This is a genomic window from Cohnella mopanensis (assembly GCF_022352055.1).
Lineage (GTDB): Bacteria > Bacillota > Bacilli > Paenibacillales > Paenibacillaceae > Cohnella > Cohnella mopanensis.
Genome location: NZ_JAKRWM010000001.1, coordinates 223,845 through 242,347, shown reverse-complemented (window position 1 = coordinate 242,347; position 18,503 = coordinate 223,845). Strand labels below are relative to the sequence as shown.

Here is an 18,503-nt window from a genome sequence, read left to right as displayed (position 1 = left end):
AAGCGCCGTCATTCTCGATACAATCACTTTCGAAAGCGATTACATACACCAAATGGGAGGGTTTACAAAGATGAAAAGAAAGTCAAAGATCACAGTGTTGCTGACGGCGATGCTGGCGTCATTCACCGTCCTTACGGCATGCGGCGGCAACAATGAACAAGGCGCATCATCCGCTTCATCTCCGGTAGCATCGCCGTCAGCTTCGACAACGGCCAAAAAAGACAAAGTAACGTTGAAGATGGCGATCTGGGACGTCAACAATGATTTCCTTACTTATCTCGATGAAAAAGTCAAAGAATACAGCGCGGTCGCACCGAACGTAAAAGTGGAATTGGAAACTTTCAAATCAGACGGGGATTATCTTCAAGCGATGAAGGTCCGCGCGACGGGTAACGAGCTCCCCGACATTATGGGACTCAAGCCGAATTGGCTGCACGATTTCCAAGAGCAGTTGCTCCCGCTGGATGGAGAAGCTTATCTAGCCAAAAATAAATACGCCGATAAATTCGCGATAGACGGCAAAGTATACGCGGTGCCGATGATGGCGTTTCCCGAACTCGTCTATTACCATCCGAGCATCTTCCAAGAGTTGAATTTGCAAGTGCCGACGACTTGGCCGCAGTTCCTCGACGTTCTGTCTAAGATCAAAGAAAACAGCAAATATATCCCGTACGCAATGGGCGGCAAGGACGCTTGGCCGGATTATCCGTTCAACGAATTTCTTCCGCAAATCGTATCCGGTTCCGAAAGCTATTTAAGCGATATCGCTAAAGACGATCAACCTTTCTCCGAAGGCAAGCCGTTCCATAAAGCCTATAAACAAATTGAGCAGCTGTACTCCATCAACGTCATGGGACCAGACCCGCTAGGCATCAGTTGGGATCAAGCAACCGACTTATTCTCTTCCAAGCAGGCAGCAGTCGTTGCCGCCGGATCATGGTTCGCGCCTACTTACGAGTCCAAGGTCGGCAATATCGACGACTTGGCCGCGTTCCCGATGCCTTACCGCGATTCGGAAAGCGAACCGCTTAAGCTCATGATGTTCACCGATCACTTCTACGGCATTACGAACGGCTCGGCTAAACAAGAAGAAGCTAAAGCGTTCCTGAATTGGTTCTTCTCCCCTGACGTTTATCAAACTTACATCGACGCCCAGAAGCTCGTATCCACGTTCGAAGGCGTGGAATCTAACGTCCCGTTCCTGAACTCGTTCTTCGCAAACAACAAGAACGAAGCATTCAGTTACATTCCGGGTGACGCGGAGTATACAAGAATTACGAACGCCATTCAATTAGACGTTAAGGCGATCGGCCAAGACATGATGGCAGGAAAAAAAGTAGATGTAATCCTGCCCGATCTGAACGCTAAATGGGCGAAAGCCAAAGCTTCCAAATAATGAAGCTCAACCGCTAGCCTCTATACACATATAAGAAACCATTACGACGGGAGAAAGTCTCGCAAGAGGCTTTCTCCCAATGATTAAGGGGATGTGGAATGAGTTATTCTTTGCAAAAGAAGCTGGTTATCGTCTCATTTCTGTTCATACCGGTCAGCTTGCTTCTCCTATTCCTGCTCTATCCATCGCTTCGATTGCTGCAATTCAGCTTAACGGATTGGAACGGAATCAGCAAAAGCTTTCATTACGTTGGACTAGAAAATTATATCGCCGCATTCAAAAATCCGGATGTATGGAAGGCGTTAACGAACAATTTCTTATATTTCGGGATCCATGCGATCTTCATTCCGCTAGAAGTCATGATAGCCGTATTCCTGAATAACAAGATGCGGGCAAGCAACTTCTTCCGCTCCATCGTTTTTATGCCTTATATCTTGAACGGCGTTGCCGTCGCCTACTTGTTCAGCTTCCTCTACAACCCGATCAACGGCCCGATTAACTCGTTGCTCGAGTCCATCGGATTAGAAAGCTGGATTCAAAACTGGCTAAGCGACAAAGGTGTCGTGAACTATTCGCTAATAGTCGTTTCCTTGTGGAGATTCAGCGGTTTGCACGTTATCTTGTTTCTCGCCGGGCTGCAATCGATCCCGAACGACTTGTACGAAGCCGCTACGATCGATGGTGCCGGCCCGCTTAAAAAATTCGTGCACATCACGCTTCCGGGCATTTCCCGGGTGATGGAGATCGTCCTGTTCTTGAACGTCCGGGGCGCCTTGCAAGTGTTCGATATTCCGTTCCTGATGACCCAAGGCGGTCCGGGGCTTGCGAGTACGACCTTTACGGTATATACCATCCAAACGGCATTTAAATACAACAACTACGGACTTGCTTCATCGCTCGCCATCATTCTTATGTTGATGATCATCGTGTTCAGTTACTTCCAGGGCAAATTGTTCAAAGGGAAAGGGGACTAATCATGAAGCATAACTATCAAACCCGCTCCCTGCCTCTACTGTATCTCTTATTCGCATTCATCACCGCGATCGTTCTTTTTCCGATCCTGATCAACGTCTTCACGGCTTTCAAGTCGCCCGGGGATCTAATGAACTCTTCCCCTCTCGCTTTGCCCAAAGTTTGGAGCTTCGATAATTTGAAGTCGGCGTTCGAAAAAGGAAACATGCTGATCGGATTCAAAAATACGGGCATACTCGTCTTGGTCAGCGTCATCTTGAACACGATTCTCGGCGCGATGACGGCCTATGTTCTGAATCGTTTCGATTTTCGCTTCAAGAAGGTAATCATGGGCATGTTCATCGTCGCCATGGTCGTTCCCTTCTACACGACGGAAGTCGCGCGGTTTCAGATCATCAAGAGCTTCGGTTTGTATGATTCGCTCGGCGCGCCGCTCCTCATTTACGCCGGAACCGATCTGTTGCAAATTTTCATCTTCCTGCAATTCATCGAGAAAATTTCTTCGCAGCTGGATGAGAGCGCAATGATCGACGGAGCGTCCTACATCAGTATTTTCACGCGCATCTTGTTTCCATTGCTGTTGCCGGCGTCCGCAACTCTTGGCATCATTAAAGCGGTAGATATTATGAACGATATGTATATTCCGTATTTGTACATGCCTTCCAAAGAGCTGCATACGTTATCGACTTCCCTCATGTCGTTCGTAGGGCAAAGAGCTTCTAGCTTCGAGCAACTGTCCGCAGCCATCCTTATCGTATTGATTCCGACTTTGCTGCTATACTTGTTCCTCCAACGGTACGTTTTTTCGGGAATTACCGCTGGAGCGGTCAAGGAATAATAAAAGCCCCGATGTTTACGTTCATGCGAACGTTGAACATCGGGGCTCTTCTTGGTTGGTTTAGCGAGTCGGTTCGCCGCATGCCGGGCAGAAGTGACTATCCGCGTATAAAGGCGTGCCGCAGCTGTTGCATATTTGGCGTTGGTCGGTCGCGACGCTCGGCGCATCCGATTGCTCCGAATCCAGCTCGTCTGGTACGTACGGATCGACTTGTACGGGGGTCTTCTCCAACTCGACTGGGATCGGATCGGGGAACCGATTGCCGCATGCAGGACAGAAACGAGTATCCTCGGGCAACCGTTTGCCGCATACGCAATCCTTCTCGTTGCGAATCGATTTGATCCGATCGTTCAGCGCGGCGATTTCCACATGGATCGCGGTAATCTCCTCGCACTTCGGAATGACCTTCGATTGCGCCAACGACAAGTCGTGCGCTTGATAACCTTCGTATACGGATTCGCCTATGGATGCGAACAATTTATCGATTTCCTTGCGTTTGCCGGATATTTGCGCGTTTAACCTGGTGATCTCGACCGTTTGCTGCGCCTTCTCCGTCGCCGTCGATACCCCTTTGCTAACCGTATCCGTCAATTTCTTAAAAAAGCTCATCCTAATCACTCCTCTCTACTGCCTATTATCTCATACGGCGCACCATTAATCATGGTTCCATAAGTCTGAAATTACGACGGACAGAAAACAACTCCTCCGCTGCCGGAATCGGCAAACAGGAGGAGTTATTGACTTTCTTAACCTTATGCGTCTAATTTAATGATCCATAAGTCCCGACCCGCCAGCTCCACATCGCCTGTAAGGCGCATTTCGGTGAGCAGATCGATTCCGGCTTGTTGCCCCAAGGAAACTTTGGAAGCTTCGGCGTTATGGTTCAAGACGAACAAATACTTAACGCCGCCCTTTTCTCGCAACGATGTTTCGATGCCCACCGGAGAAGATGCAACTAACGGCTCTATACCTCGAGAAGCGCACAACTTAGGCAGCCAATCTTGCAAGAATGCCGCTTCCGGGCTGGTCGCCATGTACCAAGCTTCCCCTGCCCCGAACGCATTCACCGTCAGCGCCGGCATCCCTTTGTAGAAGTCTTCCCCGTACTCGGCGACTACTGCAGCGCCTTCCGAATGAATCAGATCGCAGAGCATTCCGCAGCCGTAAGATTCCTTCAGCCCTTGCGAAGGCGATTTCATAATAAACCGATTGCTTTGCGTAGGCAGCAACGCATCGATTTCTTCCGACCAGATGCCAAGCAATTTCCGAAGCTCTCCCGGATATCCGCCAAGCGTAACGATATCGTTCTCGTTAACGATACCGCTGAAATAAGTCGTAATGAACGTGCCGCCGCCTTGAACGTAAGCTTCAAGCTTGTTGGCGACGCCCGGCTTAACCATGTACATCACAGGCGCGATGACGAGATCGTAGCCGCTCAGATCCGCATCCACGCCGACAACGTCGACGGCGATATTCGCCTGATAAAGCGCGTCGTAGTATTTGTGCAGCTCATCCACGTATTTCAATGCGATGGTCGGGCCGCTGGACAATTCCACCGCCCACCAGTTTTCCCAATCGAATAAGATGGCGACCTTCGCTTGGACGCGAGCATCCAGAATCGAATCTCCCAGCTTAACCAATTCCGACCCTAGCTCCGCGCATTCCCGGAATACTCGCGTATTCTCGTGGCCGACATGCTCAATAACCGCGCCGTGGTACTTCTCGCAAGCACCGATAGAACGGCGCAATTGAAAGAACATGACCGTATCCGCGCCGCGGGCAACCGCCTGATAGCTCCACAATCTCATGACGCCCGGACGTTTCAAGGAGTTATAGGGCTGCCAGTTCTGTTGGCTAGGGGTCTGCTCCATCAGCATGAAGGGTTGGCCGCCTTTAAGCCCGCGCATTAAATCGTGCATCATGGCCGTGTAGCTGTAAGGTGTATCCAAGGACGGGTAGTTGTCCCACGATACGACGTCCATGTGTTTCGCCCATTTATGGTAGTCCAGTTCCTTGAACGCGCCCATAAGATTCGTCGTCACCGGAATGTTAGGAGTAATCTTCTTAACCGCATCGTATTCCAGCTTGTAAGCTTCAAGCAGGCTGTCGGATTGGAAACGGCAGTAATCGAGCGAGATGCCTTGGAAATTCGTCGCCGTGCGTCCGTTCCAGCTTCTCCACTCCTCGCTCAGCGAATTCGGGGGTACGATCTCGTCCCAATCATAGAACGTATGTCCCCAGAAGCTGGCGTTCCAAGCTTTATTAACGGCCTCGATCGAGCCATAACGCTCTTTCAGCCATACGCGGAATGCTTCCGCGCAATTCTCGCAATAGCAATAGCCGCCATACTCGTTGGAAATATGCCAGATGAGCAGCGCGGGATGATCCTTATAACGCTCCGCTAGCTTCTCCGCCATTCGCGCCGAATACTTCCGATAGGTCGGACTGTTCGGGCAAGAGTTATGGCGACCGCCGAATTTCCGCTTGCGGCCGTCGAAATCGACGCGAAGGACGTCCGGATATTTTTTCGCCATCCAAGCCGGGTGAGCCGCCGTGCTCGTCGCCAAACATACGCCGACTCCGTCCGCATGCAGCTTGTCCATCATTTCGTCGAGCCAGCCGAATTCATAAGTATTTTCATCGGGTTGATTGTTAGCCCATGCGAATACGTTTAACGTGGCTACATCGATTCCCGCTAGCTTAAACATTCTTAAATCTTCATCCCAGACCGGCTTCTCCCATTGATCGGGATTGTAATCTCCGCCGTACCAGATCTTCGGTTTTTTAGCGTTAATCATTCGGACACCTCATATTCACAATGTGGTAAAATGTCGTTTCTACCCCTATTATAAGTTTAATTAATCCGCTATCCTATATAATAAAAGCGAAATCACATATAACAATATGGAGGTTCAACGATGTTACGCCGAGCCGTCTACCCTATTCCGTCCGAGTCGTTGCCCTTACAGATGGAAACGATCGGCATTAACCCCGAACAAGAGTATATTCACCGTCCCGAGGGATACCCTTGCTTTCACTGGCTGCAAACGATCGAAGGCGAAGGGGAGATTAACGTTCAAGGAACTGTCTTCAAGCTTCCCGAACGCTCCGGCGTTCTGCTGCACCCTCATATCCAGCACTTCTATTTCGGCAGAAGCGCGAATTGGAAAACTTACTATGTAACCTTTACCGGTACGATGGCGACTAACCTTGCGATCGACTTGCATGGGGCATTTTCCGATAAAATACAATGGGACCGCGACGATCAAGAGATTACGCCGCAGCTGGAACGAATTCTTCAATTAGCGGAATCCGGCACGGATCCGTCCGGCTGGAAAAGCTCCGCGGAATTGTATCGTTTCCTAACCTTGCTGAAAACAAACGGAAGAAAAAACCATCTCCCGTCTTTATCGCGCCGACTTGAACGTATCCAGCAATTGCTCGACTGGCTGGAAAACGAATATGCCAACCCCGATCTGGGGTTGGCAAAGATGGCGGAACGATTAAGCATCGGCGAACGTCAATTGAACGAGAGGTTCAGGGAGTTGTTCGGCCAGACCGCGTACGCTTATTTAATTCAACTCCGGCTTCGCAAGGCGAAGGAATGGCTACCCTCCCGCCCGGATTGGACGGTTCGCCAGATCGGAGAGGCTGTCGGATTTAGGGATGCCAGCCACTTCGTCGCTACTTTCCGCCAGAAGGAAGGCATGACCCCGGAGAAATATCGACGGCTTCACGGCCCCTCGCCCTTAGCCTGATTCAACCTAATCCAGAGCTTTGAATTGTTGCAGCCGCTTGTTTCGTATAATGAAAAGCGTAACGTACACGATTACGTTGAGCATGCCGAACAAGATCGTAAAAATAGCTGAATTTTTGCTTATCCCTTCCAAAACCCCTTCGATTAAACGGAAAGGATTAAACAATACGTCCCAGCTATTCAATCGGATGACACGGCCCAGATAGATCCCGAATCCTCCCAAGAACGATGCAGCCAGAACAAAGATCCACCCGAACCATTCGTTAAGATAATAACTTACGATGGAATGGAAATGACGCATAGAGAGATAACCTAACAGCAAGCCGCACCACGAAAACAGAAAAAACAAAATCAAATCGTACCACAAATGCAAATCGGTCAATGTACGATTGTCATAATTAGGGTTAGATACGAAATGTATAAAATCAGTCGTCAAGTAAGGTGCATTAGGATAAACCAGGAGCCAACCTACTCCTAGTAATAGAATTCCGATCAATAGATCTATTCCTTTAGCAACTCGGGTTAGCAACAGCGCCATTATCGAAACGAGTAACGGAAGCCAGGCGAGGAAAAGATTCCAAAGCAAAAATCGATACGTATTGTAATCGACTTCCTGGTGTTCCCTGACGAAAATGAGCAAAGCGCATAATATGGACGTCCCGATGAGAACGTAGAATAAGGGATCAAAAATCGGCTTCGAGAATTTCGGCACGTCAAACTTCTCCATATCCTGTAACACCTACCTTAACGATTGATTTTCCACCTCGCTATACATATTGTATCATTATCTCAACAATCTACCAAGTTGTATCATCTTAGAGGTAGTGTATGCACTCCTACTATTTAACCGCAATGTTCCTAGTATGAACCACGAATATGTTCATGGACATGTTCCACGTAAAAGGAACTCAACCGCTCCAACTCCGACTCCGTAAACGATGAAACAGCTTGCGCGGCAAGATTATCCTCTACTTGCTGAACGTTCTTGAAGCCGGGTATGACGCAAGAGATTTCCGGTTGGTCCAGAATCCAGCGAAGAGCCGCGCGGCTCATGCTTTGGCGATCTTCGGCAATCCAAGCTAGCTCTCGAGACAGGCTTACGCCTTTGGCGAACGGTAATCCCGCGAAAGTCTCGCCTACGTTAAATTGCTGGCCATCCCGATTAAAGTTTCTATGATCCTCGGCTTCGAATTGGCTCTCTTCCGTGAACTTGCCCGTCAATAAACCGCTCGCAAGCGGCAATCGGACAAGCAATCCGACTTCGCTTTGCTTCGCCTTAGGCAGCAATTGTGCAAGAGGCTTCTGGCGCAGCAAATTGAAAATGATCTGCAACGCTTGCACTCCCGGCTGATTCAGGCAAAACAGACCTTCCTCCACGCTCTCTACGCTGACGCCGTATGAACGGATTTTCCCCTCGGATTTCAGCTTGTCCAACACTTCGAATACGGATCCTTCTTTCAGAATTTCAAGCGGCGGGCAATGAATTTGATAGAGATCGATCGTTTCGCGGTTCAATCGTTTCAAGCTGCCTTCGCACCATTGACGAACCCGATCTTCCGAGTATGTCGCACGGTCGTGAATATCCCCGGCTCTGCAAAACTTAGTCGCGATGTGAATCCGTTCTTCTTTCCCTTTCGTCGCTTGCGATAGTAAGCGTTCGCTTCTGCCATCGCCATAGACATCGGCGGTATCGAAAAAGTTGACGCCTTCGTCCATCGCTTTGTCCAGCGAACGCAACGATTCCTTCTCGTCCGTCTGACCCCACGATCCTCCGATCGCCCATGTTCCGAAGCTTATTTCGCTGACGTTCATACCCGTATTTCCAAGCGGACGATATTTCATTGGCCGATTGCTCCTTTGACATGAAGTTGATTATGAACGCGTGTTCATATGCACTTCTCTATTCTACCAATTCAGAATGCCAAAAGAAAAGCCAAACAGCACATTTACTCCAGCTGTTTGGCTTTATTCCACTCAAGAAGACGACTTCAACTGCTCCAACTTCCGCACGTACTTACATACCGTAGAAACATATGTGGCATGCGACCAAGTCAATGGCGCAACCGAGATCGGCGATCCCGTTTCCGGATGGACTTGCTCAGGCAAATTCCCTCCCGGAAGGGCGAACGTCGTCACTTTCTCGAGCGTCCTGCGCGGCTCTTCCAAGTCTTCAACCGATTTGGCGGTTTCGATCTGGAAGTTGGCTACCCACAGCGTACAAATAATCCACGGGTTGCCCGGTATTTTGTCGATGTCATCGGATTGACGGAAGTAATAATCGTTCGTATACCTCGCGATTCCGCCCACGTCCGTCTGGATGCGAAGCTTCTCCGAGATGGCGTGCATCGTGCGGGATACTTTGTCGTCTTCCGCCGGGAACACCTCGAACTCGAACAATCCGAACAAACTGCTCTCGACCGTCATATCCTTTACCCATTGTCCATCTTGGAAGATCAAGCCGCGAGCATATCTGCCGGCCTCCTCGTCCCAGAGATGCGTTACGATCCCTTGCTTGATCTGATCGGCCACGACGCGATATTGATCGCTGCGATCGTAATCCCCGAATAAGTCGGCGAAGTAGGCCGCCGCCATCAACCCGCCATATACGGAAGCGACCGTATACGTCCAGATGCCGTACCGTTCTTCCCATAGATCGTAGCTAGGCTTAGGAAGGCCCAAGTCGGGCTCCATATATTCGCATAGAAACGCGGATGCTTTCCTGATCAATGTGCTGTGCAACGATTGCGACAGCTCGATCTCCCCGTGCCTCGCATAATCCTTCCAAAGCGCGTACAGCACGAGCGCCGTCTCGTCTTCTTGAATCGGCAGGCGAGGAACTCCCTGAACGACATAGGGATGCCAGCTAGAGCCTACCGTCCCATCCGGATTATACTTGTGATGCAAATATCCTTCCGGAGACAGGTTGCGCCCGCAAAAATGGAAAAAAGGAGAAATCGTTCCGTGATAACCGGCAAGCGACATCGCGTCGGCGATCAGCGCTCCATCCCGCGGCCACATGTAACTGTAATGGTCCCGGTTGTATTGCAGAATATCCGTATCGTTCGCGGCCAATATAGCCCCTCGTTCGTCGATCTGCGTCCTTACGATAAGCAAGCTATGCTTGAATTGGCGGCTAACGTGAGCCGGCAAATCGCCGAAGCGGTCGTTCACCTTCTCCAGCCAGTGATTCCAGTAGATGACGATGCGGCTGAGCAGTTTCTCCGGATGGCTCTCCTGCACATATTGGTCAAGCCGCTTCACTTCCTCCATATCGGATCCGACGGACATCCAGTAATAGATCGTTTTCTCGTTGCCCGGCTGAACGTTCGTTCGGAAGCTGATCGTACTGTCCACGGAACCTTGAGAAATCGCATTGCCCATTAGCTCGCCATCCTCCGCGTCCCTCCAAGTGCCTTCGGCGGATTGGAAACGTTTGACGCCCGTCGAGAACTGGTAGATGCCGCCCTGCTCGGATCTGCCGTTGAACATAAAGTAGGATGAGCGCTTGTAATGAAACAAAGTCCGATTTCCCGGATAGAAGGCCGCCGTATCCCCGACCTCATTGCCGTCGATCATCAGGTCATTATGGAAAAACACCCGGACATCCTTATCGGTATCGCCTAAATTCCGCACCACAACGCGTTTTAAGAAAATACACTCCCGTTGATGAATGCCGTCGTTAAGCTGTAGCTCCAGTCCTAATCGTTCATGCCGGGCGGTCACGTTCGTGACCAGCGAGTCTTCGATATAACCGAGCTCGATCATCCACTCCGGATCATCCAGCCAAGCGAACGCTCCGTTGCACCATACTCCGAAGCGGCAAGCGTGACCCCCCACATGATTCAACTGGCCTACGAACGGAAAATAAACGTCGCGAACAAAACAGTTGCTGTCCAAATTGACTAGCATTTTCCCATTACCAATGACAAGATGTCGTGCCATGCCAATCCCTCTCCTTCTTAGCTGACGAGTTCGCGATATAGTTTGTAATATAATCGTGCCGAAGATTCCCAGCCGTAATCCTTCTTGGCACCGTTAGCCACAATCCGATTCCAATGCTCTTCCTTGCCGTAGTAAGACAAAGCTCGACGTACCGTAAATAGCAAATCGTGCACGGTTGCAGGGCCGAACGTAAATCCGTTCCCTGTTCCGGTATATTCGTTATACGATTCCACAGTGTCACGTAAACCTCCCGTTTCTCTTACGATCGGGACGGTTCGGTATCTCAAAGCGATCAATTGGCTTAAGCCGCACGGCTCGAACCGGGATGGCATTAAGATCATGTCGGATGCCGCATACACTCGCCGCGCCAAACCTTCGTTAAATCCAAACCAAAGTGCGATCTTCTCCTTGTGTTTGTGTAGCGCATCGCGGAGCATTTGCTCGATGTCGGGCTCGCCTGATCCAAGAACGACCAGCTGAATATTTTCTTTCATCATTTCCGGCAATGCCGCTCCAATCAAGTCGAAGCCCTTCTGTCCAGTTAATCGCGAGACGACGCCGAACATCGGCACAGAGGCGTCTATCGGCAGTCCCAGCTCTTGCTGAAGAGCTAATTTGTTCATGCTCTTCTTAGCGGGGGAATTCCGGTACGGCACCGCCAGATTCGGATCATTCATCGGATCGTAAACATCCGTGTCGATACCGTTCAGGATTCCCCACAAATCGTGCGATCGCTGACGAATCACTCCGTCGAGCTTCTCGCCGTACTCCTCCGTCTGAATCTCGTATGAATAAGTATTGCTTACGGTAGACAGCTTGTCCGCGAAACGAAGACCCGCCTTCATGCAGCTTGCCGCTCCGTAAAATTCGAGGCTGTCTCCCGTGAAGGAATCGTCCCCCGTCGCCAGCAAATCCTGCAACAGCTCGCGCGAGAAAACGCCCTGATATTGGAGATTATGAATCGTGAACACCGTGCGGATATCCCGATATCCCGGACGATTAGCGTATCGCGTCCGCAGTAGAAACGGTATCAACCCGGTTTGCCAATCGTGGCAATGAAGGATATCCGGCATCCGATCGAGCTTGCCCAGCATTTCTATTACCGCGAAGCTAAAGAAGGCAAACCTCTCCGCCTCGTCTCCGTATCCGTACAAATAACCCCGCTTGAAATAAAATTCATTATCGATGAGCAGAAAACGAACCCCGTCCAGCGTCACTTCCTGAACTCCGCAATACTGTCTGCGCCACCCCAACTGAACCTCCATCACGGTGAGAGTGACGGCAGCATCGGCGATGGCCTGCGGAATTTCACCGTATTTCGGAAGAACGACGGTTACATCAACGCCTCGCTTGGCGAGCGCCTTTGGAAGCGCGCCGACGACATCGGCCAGTCCCCCTGTTTTCACGAGCGGCATCGCTTCCGACGCCGCGAACATAACCCGCATGCGGTCAACTCCTATTTATATGACTTTCCGCTTCAAAGCGATAAACGGCATTTCGGACGACCCTTTAAGCTGCTGCTGCGCTCTGATTTCCACTTCTTTGTCCAGGATGCAATTTTCAAGCGACCCGTTCTCTCCGACTATTCCATTCTGCATCACGATGCTATTGCGCACGACCGCGCCTTTAGCCACCTTAACCCCGCGGAACAAAATGCTATTGGTTACCGTCCCTTCGATATCGCAGCCGTTGGCGATAAGGGAATGCGTAACGTCGGCTCCGTTCCGGTAATGCGTCGGCGGTTCATCCTTAACTTTCGTATAAATCGAGCCCGGCTTGAAAAACAACTCGTGCCAAACCTCGGGACGCAACAACTCCATGCTATGCTGATAATACGCAGCAATATTATTAACAACGCCGAGTACCCCTTCATGCATATAGGCGTTTACTTGCAATTGATTCAAGCGCGACAGGATGGAATGCCGGACGAAATGATCGCGGCCTTGCGCCAAGGACGTTTCTACTAGATCCAGCAACAAATCCTTGCTAAGCACATACATCTCCATAGATACGATGTCGCTGTCCAAACGACCGAAATGGTCTTGCATCTCGATTATTCGCCCTGCGGAATTCACCTTCGCTTTGCGAGCTAAGCCCGGCATGCCTTCCGGACTCTGTTTGCACACGACCGTGATGTCCGCGCCCGTTTCCTTGTGGTGCTCCAGCACCTTGCCGAAGTCTACGTTGCAAACCATATGGCTGCGCGAGATAACAACGTACTCAAGCGGGCTGCGGGCGAAATAATCGCGATTGCGGTAGAAATGGTACAAGTCGCCGCGGCCGAAATCCGTTTGATCTTCCATGGAGGGGGGCAACACGAACAGTCCGCTTTGCTTGCGGTGAAGATCCCAGTTGCTCCCTGAGCCGAGATGGTCCATCAGCGAGCGGAATTTCCGGTGAGCGAATACCGCAACCTTCGGGATGCCGGAATTCACCATCGAGGATAGCGTAAAGTCAATCAAGCGATAACGTCCGCCGAACGGTACCGTCGCCAAGCAGCGATTCGCCGTCAAAGCTTCCATCTCGTCCGCTTCATGGATTAAATTGATAACTCCCATTACGGATAACTTCATACCGGCTCCGCCTCCTTAAGTTCCGCTAACGGGCGGATCGTTTCCCCACTGCCCACTACGGCAATTTCCTCGGCTTCCACGCTGCCTACTTGACAGCCTTCCCCGACAACCGCGCCTTCCCCAACGATTGCGCGAATGACGCGGGCATGGTTACCGACGATCGCCCCGGGCATTAGAATCGAATCCTCGACAACGCTGCCTTCGCCAACGCGAGCCCCATGGAATAGTACGGAACGGTTCACTTTCCCTTCGACGACGCAGCCTTCATTGATTAGAGAACCTTGCACTTTAGCGGTCGGCGCAACGTATTGGGCGGGTTGGTTCGGGCTTGCGGAAAAGATACGCCAAGAACGGTCGTTCAACCGTAGCGAAGGCTTCTCTTCGAGCAGGTCCATATTCGCCTCCCACAAACTATCGATCGTACCGACATCCTTCCAATAGCCGTCGAATTGATAGGAATACAGCCGTGCTTCATCTTCGAGCAAAGTCGGAATAATATCTTTGCCGAAATCGTTAGAAGAAAGCCGATCCGCCTCGTCCCGAATCAAAGCTTCTTTCAATACCGACCAATTAAACATATAGACGCCCATAGACGCGAGATTACTAGTCGGCTTTTTCGGTTTTTCCGCGAATTCCACGACTCTTCCGTCATCGTCCACGCTAAGAATGCCGAACCGGCTCGCTTCCGCCCACGGCACGCTGATGACGGCGATCGTCGCGTCCGCGTTGTTCTTTTTATGGGCATTCAATAGAAGGTCGTAGTTCATTTTATAAATATGATCGCCGGAAATAATGAGCACGTACTCCGGATCGTAACGTTCAATGAATCCTAAATTCTGATAGATGGCGTTTGCCGTCCCCTTGTACCAAGTGCCGCCTTTCTGGCGGACGTAAGGAGGCAGAACGTGCATCCCGCCTTCTCGGCGATCTAATCCCCAAGGCGTACCAATTCCGAGATGCTGGGTCAATTCTAGCGGCTGGTATTGAGTAAGCACTCCGACGGTCTCGATTCCGGAATGCACGCAATTGCTTAAGGTGAAGTCTATAATGCGATATTTGCCCCCGAAATGCACCGCAGGCTTCGCCAAATCTTTAGTCAATACCCCCAAGCGGCGTCCTTCTCCGCCAGCCAGCAGCATGGCAATACATTCATTTTTGCGCATGAACTTCACTCCTTCCCGAGTAAAAACGGCTTCAATGTCATTAAGCTGAACGATCTTTGCGTCTGATCAAGCTGTCTCTGACTTCCAAAGCTGGACGGATAAAGCGGGCACCGTTACTTCTATGCTGTAAGCTTTGCCATGCTGAGGGATATTTTGCGCTACCGCTTGGGAAGGCATCTCGTGTCCTCCCCCTCCGTAATCCGATCTATCGCTATTAAGCAATAGCCGATACTTACCGGGTTTAGACACTCCGATTCGATAGATAGGGTGCGTTTCCCTGGAAAAATTACAAACCGTAACGATAGGAGCTTCGAGCTGTTTATCATTTCGTTGAAAGGAGAGGATACATTGCGCGGCGTTGTTGACGTCGATCCATTCAAATCCGCTTTGCTGGTGATCATTCTCCCAGAGTGCAGGTTGATCCACGTATAGTTGGTTTAATTCCCGAACGTATTGATGCATGCTGTCGTGCATCGGGTACTGTAGCAAGCTCCAGTCTAATCCGGCGTAATCCTTCCATTCGTCGAATTGTCCGAACTCCCCGCCCATGAAGAGCAGTTTCTTGCCGGGATGAGTCATCCAATACCCGTAGAACAAGCGAAGATTGGCGAACTTTTCGCGATAATCGCCCGGCATTTTATTTAACATCGAACGCTTGCCGTGAACGACTTCGTCGTGTGACAGAGGTAAAACGTAATTTTCGGAAAAGGCGTAGTGAAGGGAAAAAGTGATGAGAGAATGATGGCTTGAGCGGTGGGAAGGATCCGTCTCCATATAGCGGAGCATGTCGTTCATCCAGCCCATATTCCATTTGTAGTTGAATCCGAGGCCTCCAAGGTAAGTGGGCGATGTGACTGCAGGATAGGAGGAAGAATCTTCTGCCATCATGAGACTCTCGGGATAATATTGAAACACGGTTTCATTCAGCTTGCGTAGAAAATGGAGAGCTTCGAGATCCTCAGTTCCGCCGTAACGATTAACCGTACGCATCGACTCCGGCTTGTCGAAGTTAAGCTCGATCATGCTGGCAACGGCATCAACCCGCAACCCGTCGATATGATAGACATCCAACCAAAATAAGGCGTTGGAGAGTAGGAAGCTTTGCACTTGCGGCTTTCCGAAATCGAAAGCCAACGTTCCCCATAGCGGCTTTTCCGCCCGGCGGAAATCCGCTGGCTCATAGGTCGGCGTGCCGTCGAACAGCCTGAGCCCGTGATCATCCTTGCAGAAGTGTCCGCACACCCAATCCAGCAATACTCCGATCCCGCGCCGGTGGCAACAATCGACGAGCTTTTTTAACCCTTCGGATGGTCCGTATCGACTCGTTGCCGCAAAATATCCCGTTGCTTGATAACCCCAAGAACGATCAAAGGGATGTTCGGTGAGTGGCAATACTTCAATATGGGTATACCCCATGGAACTGACATAGTCGACGAGCTCATGCGCCAGTTGTTCATAATCGCGAAATTGCTCGGGGGCGTCCATTCGCCACGAAGCGAGATGAACCTCGTAGATGAGCATAGGTTTGTGGTAGGGCGGATGTTTCTTTTTGTTATCGATCCACTCCTGATCCTCCCATGCGTGATGTTGAAGGGAAGTGACGATAGACGCGGTATTCGGTCTTAATTCGCATTGAAATCCGAAAGGATCGGACTTCAGTTGCCGTTCTCCTCTTTCGTTCAAGATCTCGTACTTGTAGCGGGCACCTTCGCCGATACCCGGGACGAATGCAATCCACACGCCCGTCGTACCCACTTGCGTCATATCCGCAATCCGTTCGTCGCTGTTCCAGCCGTTAAAATCGCCAACGATGCGTACTTGGCGAGCATGAGGAGCCCATAAAACGAAACGAACGCCATGCCGGCCATCAAATTCCATGGAATGTGCCCCGAATGTGCGATAGGCGCGAAAAAGCTGCCCGGTATTGAACAAGTACAGGTCGTCGGATGAAACTAAAGCCGGCGGAGCCTGCATGCAAAATCACCTCCCGACGAATAGGGCATAGCTGGGTTTGTTGATTTTTGTTCGCTCAATGTTAAATGAATGTAAACTTACCTGACAATTTACATGAAACTTACATTCATTATAGCGAATTTCATGAAAAGATTCACCTCATTTTCAAAAAAGTCGTAAGAAAGTTTGTGGAACCTCCTCCACATTGAATTATTTGTATGTCAATCCATTAATTCGTATTCCATTCCCTATTCTCCTGCTTACGATTTTAATTCGTTTCGCGCCCCTTACGGGAATGACAAAAACACCCCGCCGATGTTGCGCGAGGTGTTCCGTTAACTTAATTGCGTAATATCATTATCTCCAAGCAACCTGGCTCCAACGCAGCTCGTTACGGAATTGCACGGATGTGGTGTTCTTATCGATGACGACGCATTCGATTCCGGCGATTTCCGCAAAATCGAGCATTTGCTCCGTCGTAACGGCGAAAGAATACACGGTATGATGCGCGCCGCCCGCCAATATCCACGCTTCGGCTCCCAACTGCAACGACGGCTGCGGTTTCCACAATACGCGAGCTACCGGAAGCTTCGGCATCGCCTTGTCGACTTGTACGCCCTCGACTTCATTAACGATCATGCGGAAACGGTTGCCCATGTCGACGACCGAGACGTTTATCGCAGAGCCGCCTTTGCCGTCGAAGACGATCCGGGCAGGGTCCGCTTTGCCTCCGATTCCAAGCGGATGCACTTCAATGCGCGGCTTGGAAGCTGCCAAAGTCGGGCAAACCTCCAGCATGTGAGCCCCTAACACGAGTTCGTTGCCCGGCTCGAAATGATACGTATAATCCTCCATGAACGAAGTGTCCACGCCTCCCGCGATAATCTTCACTAACCGCGTAAGAGCTGCCGTTTTCCAATCCCCTTCGCCCGCAAAGCCGTAGCCTTGCTCCATCAGCCGCTGGACCGCCAAGCCCGGCAATTGCTCCAAGCCGTGCAAATCCTCGAAAGTAGTCGTGAACGCCGTAAATCCGCCTTCTTCCAGGAAAGACTTCAACGCGATCTCCAACCGCGCTTGATAGGCGATTGCATTACGAATCGGGCCTTCCGTACGCCCTTCCTCTACAATGACATACTTATCCGCATATTCCGCTAGCAACTCGTTAACAGCAGCGTCGGACACCGCATTGACGCGTTCAACCAGATCGCCTACGCCGTATCCGTTCACAGCCCAGCCGAACTTGATTTGCGCTTCTACTTTATCCCCTTCGGTAACGGCAACTTGACGCATATTGTCGCCGAATCGCGCAACTTTCAATTGACGGCTTTCCGCGAATGCAACCGCCGTGCGTTCCCAGCCGCTGATACGCGAACGCACTTGCGGGTCTTGCCAGTGGCCGACAACCACTTTGCGGGCGATTCCCATGCGCGCTCCGATAAAGCCGTATTCCCGATCGCCATGAGCGGCTTGATTCGTATTCATGAAATCCATATCGATCGAATCCCAAGGGATGTCGCGGTTATATTGCGTATGGAGATGAAGCAATGGCTTGCGAAGCTCGGACAATCCGGCTATCCACATCTTAGCAGGAGAGAAAGTGTGCATCCACGTGATGATCCCTGCGCAGCTATCGTCAGAGTTAGCCGCTACGCAGATTTGGCGAATTTCCTCGGGAGTTTTGACAACAGGCTTGAAGACAACCGGGAATGGAATAGCCGGGTCACTCGTCAAGCTCTTGGCAATTTCCTCGGAATGGGAAGCGACTTCTTCCAGCGTTTCCGGACCGTATAGATGCTGGCTACCCGTAACAAACCAGAACACGTAAGGTTTCAACTGCAACATGAAGGAATCCTCCTAAGTATCGTATAGGTATGATCAACTTGTACGTACATGATTACAGTTTCATTCT

General features: G+C 50.6%; 14 protein-coding genes. 4 read left to right on the top strand and 10 right to left on the bottom strand.

The window, feature by feature from the left end:
* Positions 1-70 precede the first annotated feature (70 nt).
* The 3 genes from L3D05_RS00960 (at position 71) to L3D05_RS00950 (ending at position 3,206) form a co-directional block, all read left to right on the top strand.
* Positions 71-1,396 (top strand): ABC transporter substrate-binding protein, encoded by a 1,326-nt coding sequence (locus tag L3D05_RS00960; RefSeq protein WP_239613789.1) that lies wholly within the window; start codon positions 71-73, stop codon positions 1,394-1,396.
* 98 nt (positions 1,397-1,494) lie between these two features.
* Positions 1,495-2,370, top strand: coding sequence for a carbohydrate ABC transporter permease (locus tag L3D05_RS00955; protein ID WP_239613787.1), 876 nt, complete (start codon positions 1,495-1,497; stop codon positions 2,368-2,370).
* A 2-nt stretch (positions 2,371-2,372) separates the two neighbouring features.
* On the top strand, positions 2,373-3,206 hold the full coding sequence (locus L3D05_RS00950; RefSeq protein ID WP_239613785.1) for a carbohydrate ABC transporter permease: 834 nt from the start codon (positions 2,373-2,375) through the stop codon (positions 3,204-3,206).
* A gap of 60 nt (positions 3,207-3,266) precedes the next feature.
* On the opposite strand, the gene L3D05_RS00945 is transcribed toward L3D05_RS00950, so the two are convergent.
* The gene (locus L3D05_RS00945; RefSeq protein WP_239613783.1) at positions 3,267-3,815 is read right to left on the bottom strand and encodes a zinc-ribbon domain-containing protein; all 549 of its coding nucleotides are present in this window, start codon (positions 3,813-3,815) and stop codon (positions 3,267-3,269) included.
* 143 nt (positions 3,816-3,958) lie between these two features.
* Positions 3,959-6,004, bottom strand: a complete 2,046-nt coding sequence (locus tag L3D05_RS00940; protein WP_239613781.1) for a beta-galactosidase — start codon at positions 6,002-6,004, stop codon at positions 3,959-3,961.
* Between the two features lie 120 nt (positions 6,005-6,124).
* On the opposite strand from L3D05_RS00940, the gene L3D05_RS00935 reads away from it, so the two are divergent.
* On the top strand, positions 6,125-6,964 hold the full coding sequence (locus L3D05_RS00935) for a helix-turn-helix domain-containing protein (RefSeq protein WP_239613780.1): 840 nt from the start codon (positions 6,125-6,127) through the stop codon (positions 6,962-6,964).
* Between the two features lie 6 nt (positions 6,965-6,970).
* Here L3D05_RS00935 and L3D05_RS00930 read toward each other — a convergent pair whose 3' ends face one another.
* The 8 genes from L3D05_RS00930 to araA all read right to left on the bottom strand — a co-directional run bounded on the left by L3D05_RS00930 (position 6,971) and on the right by araA (position 18,436).
* Complete coding sequence (locus tag L3D05_RS00930; protein ID WP_239613778.1) at positions 6,971-7,690, bottom strand: DUF1361 domain-containing protein; 720 nt, start codon at positions 7,688-7,690, stop codon at positions 6,971-6,973.
* A gap of 131 nt (positions 7,691-7,821) precedes the next feature.
* Positions 7,822-8,805: an aldo/keto reductase gene (locus L3D05_RS00925; RefSeq protein WP_239613777.1), complete on the bottom strand. Its 984-nt coding sequence runs from the start codon at positions 8,803-8,805 to the stop codon at positions 7,822-7,824.
* A 132-nt stretch (positions 8,806-8,937) separates the two neighbouring features.
* On the bottom strand, positions 8,938-10,905 hold the full coding sequence (locus L3D05_RS00920; RefSeq protein WP_239613775.1) for a glycoside hydrolase family 15 protein: 1,968 nt from the start codon (positions 10,903-10,905) through the stop codon (positions 8,938-8,940).
* Between the two features lie 17 nt (positions 10,906-10,922).
* Positions 10,923-12,350 carry a glycogen synthase GlgA gene (gene glgA, locus L3D05_RS00915; RefSeq protein ID WP_239613773.1) on the bottom strand — a complete coding sequence of 476 codons (1,428 nt, stop codon included), beginning with the start codon at positions 12,348-12,350 and terminating at the stop codon, positions 10,923-10,925.
* A 15-nt stretch (positions 12,351-12,365) separates the two neighbouring features.
* The gene (glgD, locus tag L3D05_RS00910; RefSeq protein WP_239613771.1) at positions 12,366-13,478 is read right to left on the bottom strand and encodes a glucose-1-phosphate adenylyltransferase subunit GlgD; all 1,113 of its coding nucleotides are present in this window, start codon (positions 13,476-13,478) and stop codon (positions 12,366-12,368) included.
* Entirely contained in the window at positions 13,475-14,641 is a 1,167-nt protein-coding gene (locus L3D05_RS00905; RefSeq protein ID WP_239613768.1) for a glucose-1-phosphate adenylyltransferase, read from the bottom strand. Before L3D05_RS00905 ends, glgD begins: the two co-directional genes overlap by 4 nt.
* Before the next feature lie 66 nt (positions 14,642-14,707).
* A complete protein-coding gene (gene glgB, locus L3D05_RS00900; protein WP_239613767.1) occupies positions 14,708-16,615 on the bottom strand; it encodes a 1,4-alpha-glucan branching protein GlgB in 1,908 nt (635 codons plus the stop codon).
* 336 nt (positions 16,616-16,951) lie between these two features.
* Positions 16,952-18,436: an L-arabinose isomerase gene (gene araA / locus L3D05_RS00895; RefSeq protein WP_239613764.1), complete on the bottom strand. Its 1,485-nt coding sequence runs from the start codon at positions 18,434-18,436 to the stop codon at positions 16,952-16,954.
* Positions 18,437-18,503 lie beyond the last annotated feature (67 nt).

Coding starts and splice junctions, on each gene's coding strand:
- L3D05_RS00945 (WP_239613783.1), bottom strand. CDS start 3,815: ATGAGCTTTTTTAAGAAATTGACGGATACGGTTAGCAAAGGGGTATCG.
- L3D05_RS00935 (WP_239613780.1), top strand. CDS start 6,125: ATGTTACGCCGAGCCGTCTACCCTATTCCGTCCGAGTCGTTGCCCTTA.
- L3D05_RS00950 (WP_239613785.1), top strand. CDS start 2,373: ATGAAGCATAACTATCAAACCCGCTCCCTGCCTCTACTGTATCTCTTA.
- glgB (WP_239613767.1), bottom strand. CDS start 16,615: ATGCAGGCTCCGCCGGCTTTAGTTTCATCCGACGACCTGTACTTGTTC.
- glgA (WP_239613773.1), bottom strand. CDS start 12,350: ATGCGGGTTATGTTCGCGGCGTCGGAAGCGATGCCGCTCGTGAAAACA.
- L3D05_RS00955 (WP_239613787.1), top strand. CDS start 1,495: ATGAGTTATTCTTTGCAAAAGAAGCTGGTTATCGTCTCATTTCTGTTC.
- L3D05_RS00920 (WP_239613775.1), bottom strand. CDS start 10,905: ATGGCACGACATCTTGTCATTGGTAATGGGAAAATGCTAGTCAATTTG.
- araA (WP_239613764.1), bottom strand. CDS start 18,436: ATGTTGCAGTTGAAACCTTACGTGTTCTGGTTTGTTACGGGTAGCCAG.
- L3D05_RS00905 (WP_239613768.1), bottom strand. CDS start 14,641: ATGCGCAAAAATGAATGTATTGCCATGCTGCTGGCTGGCGGAGAAGGA.
- L3D05_RS00930 (WP_239613778.1), bottom strand. CDS start 7,690: ATGGAGAAGTTTGACGTGCCGAAATTCTCGAAGCCGATTTTTGATCCC.
- L3D05_RS00925 (WP_239613777.1), bottom strand. CDS start 8,805: ATGAAATATCGTCCGCTTGGAAATACGGGTATGAACGTCAGCGAAATA.
- glgD (WP_239613771.1), bottom strand. CDS start 13,478: ATGAAGTTATCCGTAATGGGAGTTATCAATTTAATCCATGAAGCGGAC.
- L3D05_RS00940 (WP_239613781.1), bottom strand. CDS start 6,004: ATGATTAACGCTAAAAAACCGAAGATCTGGTACGGCGGAGATTACAAT.
- L3D05_RS00960 (WP_239613789.1), top strand. CDS start 71: ATGAAAAGAAAGTCAAAGATCACAGTGTTGCTGACGGCGATGCTGGCG.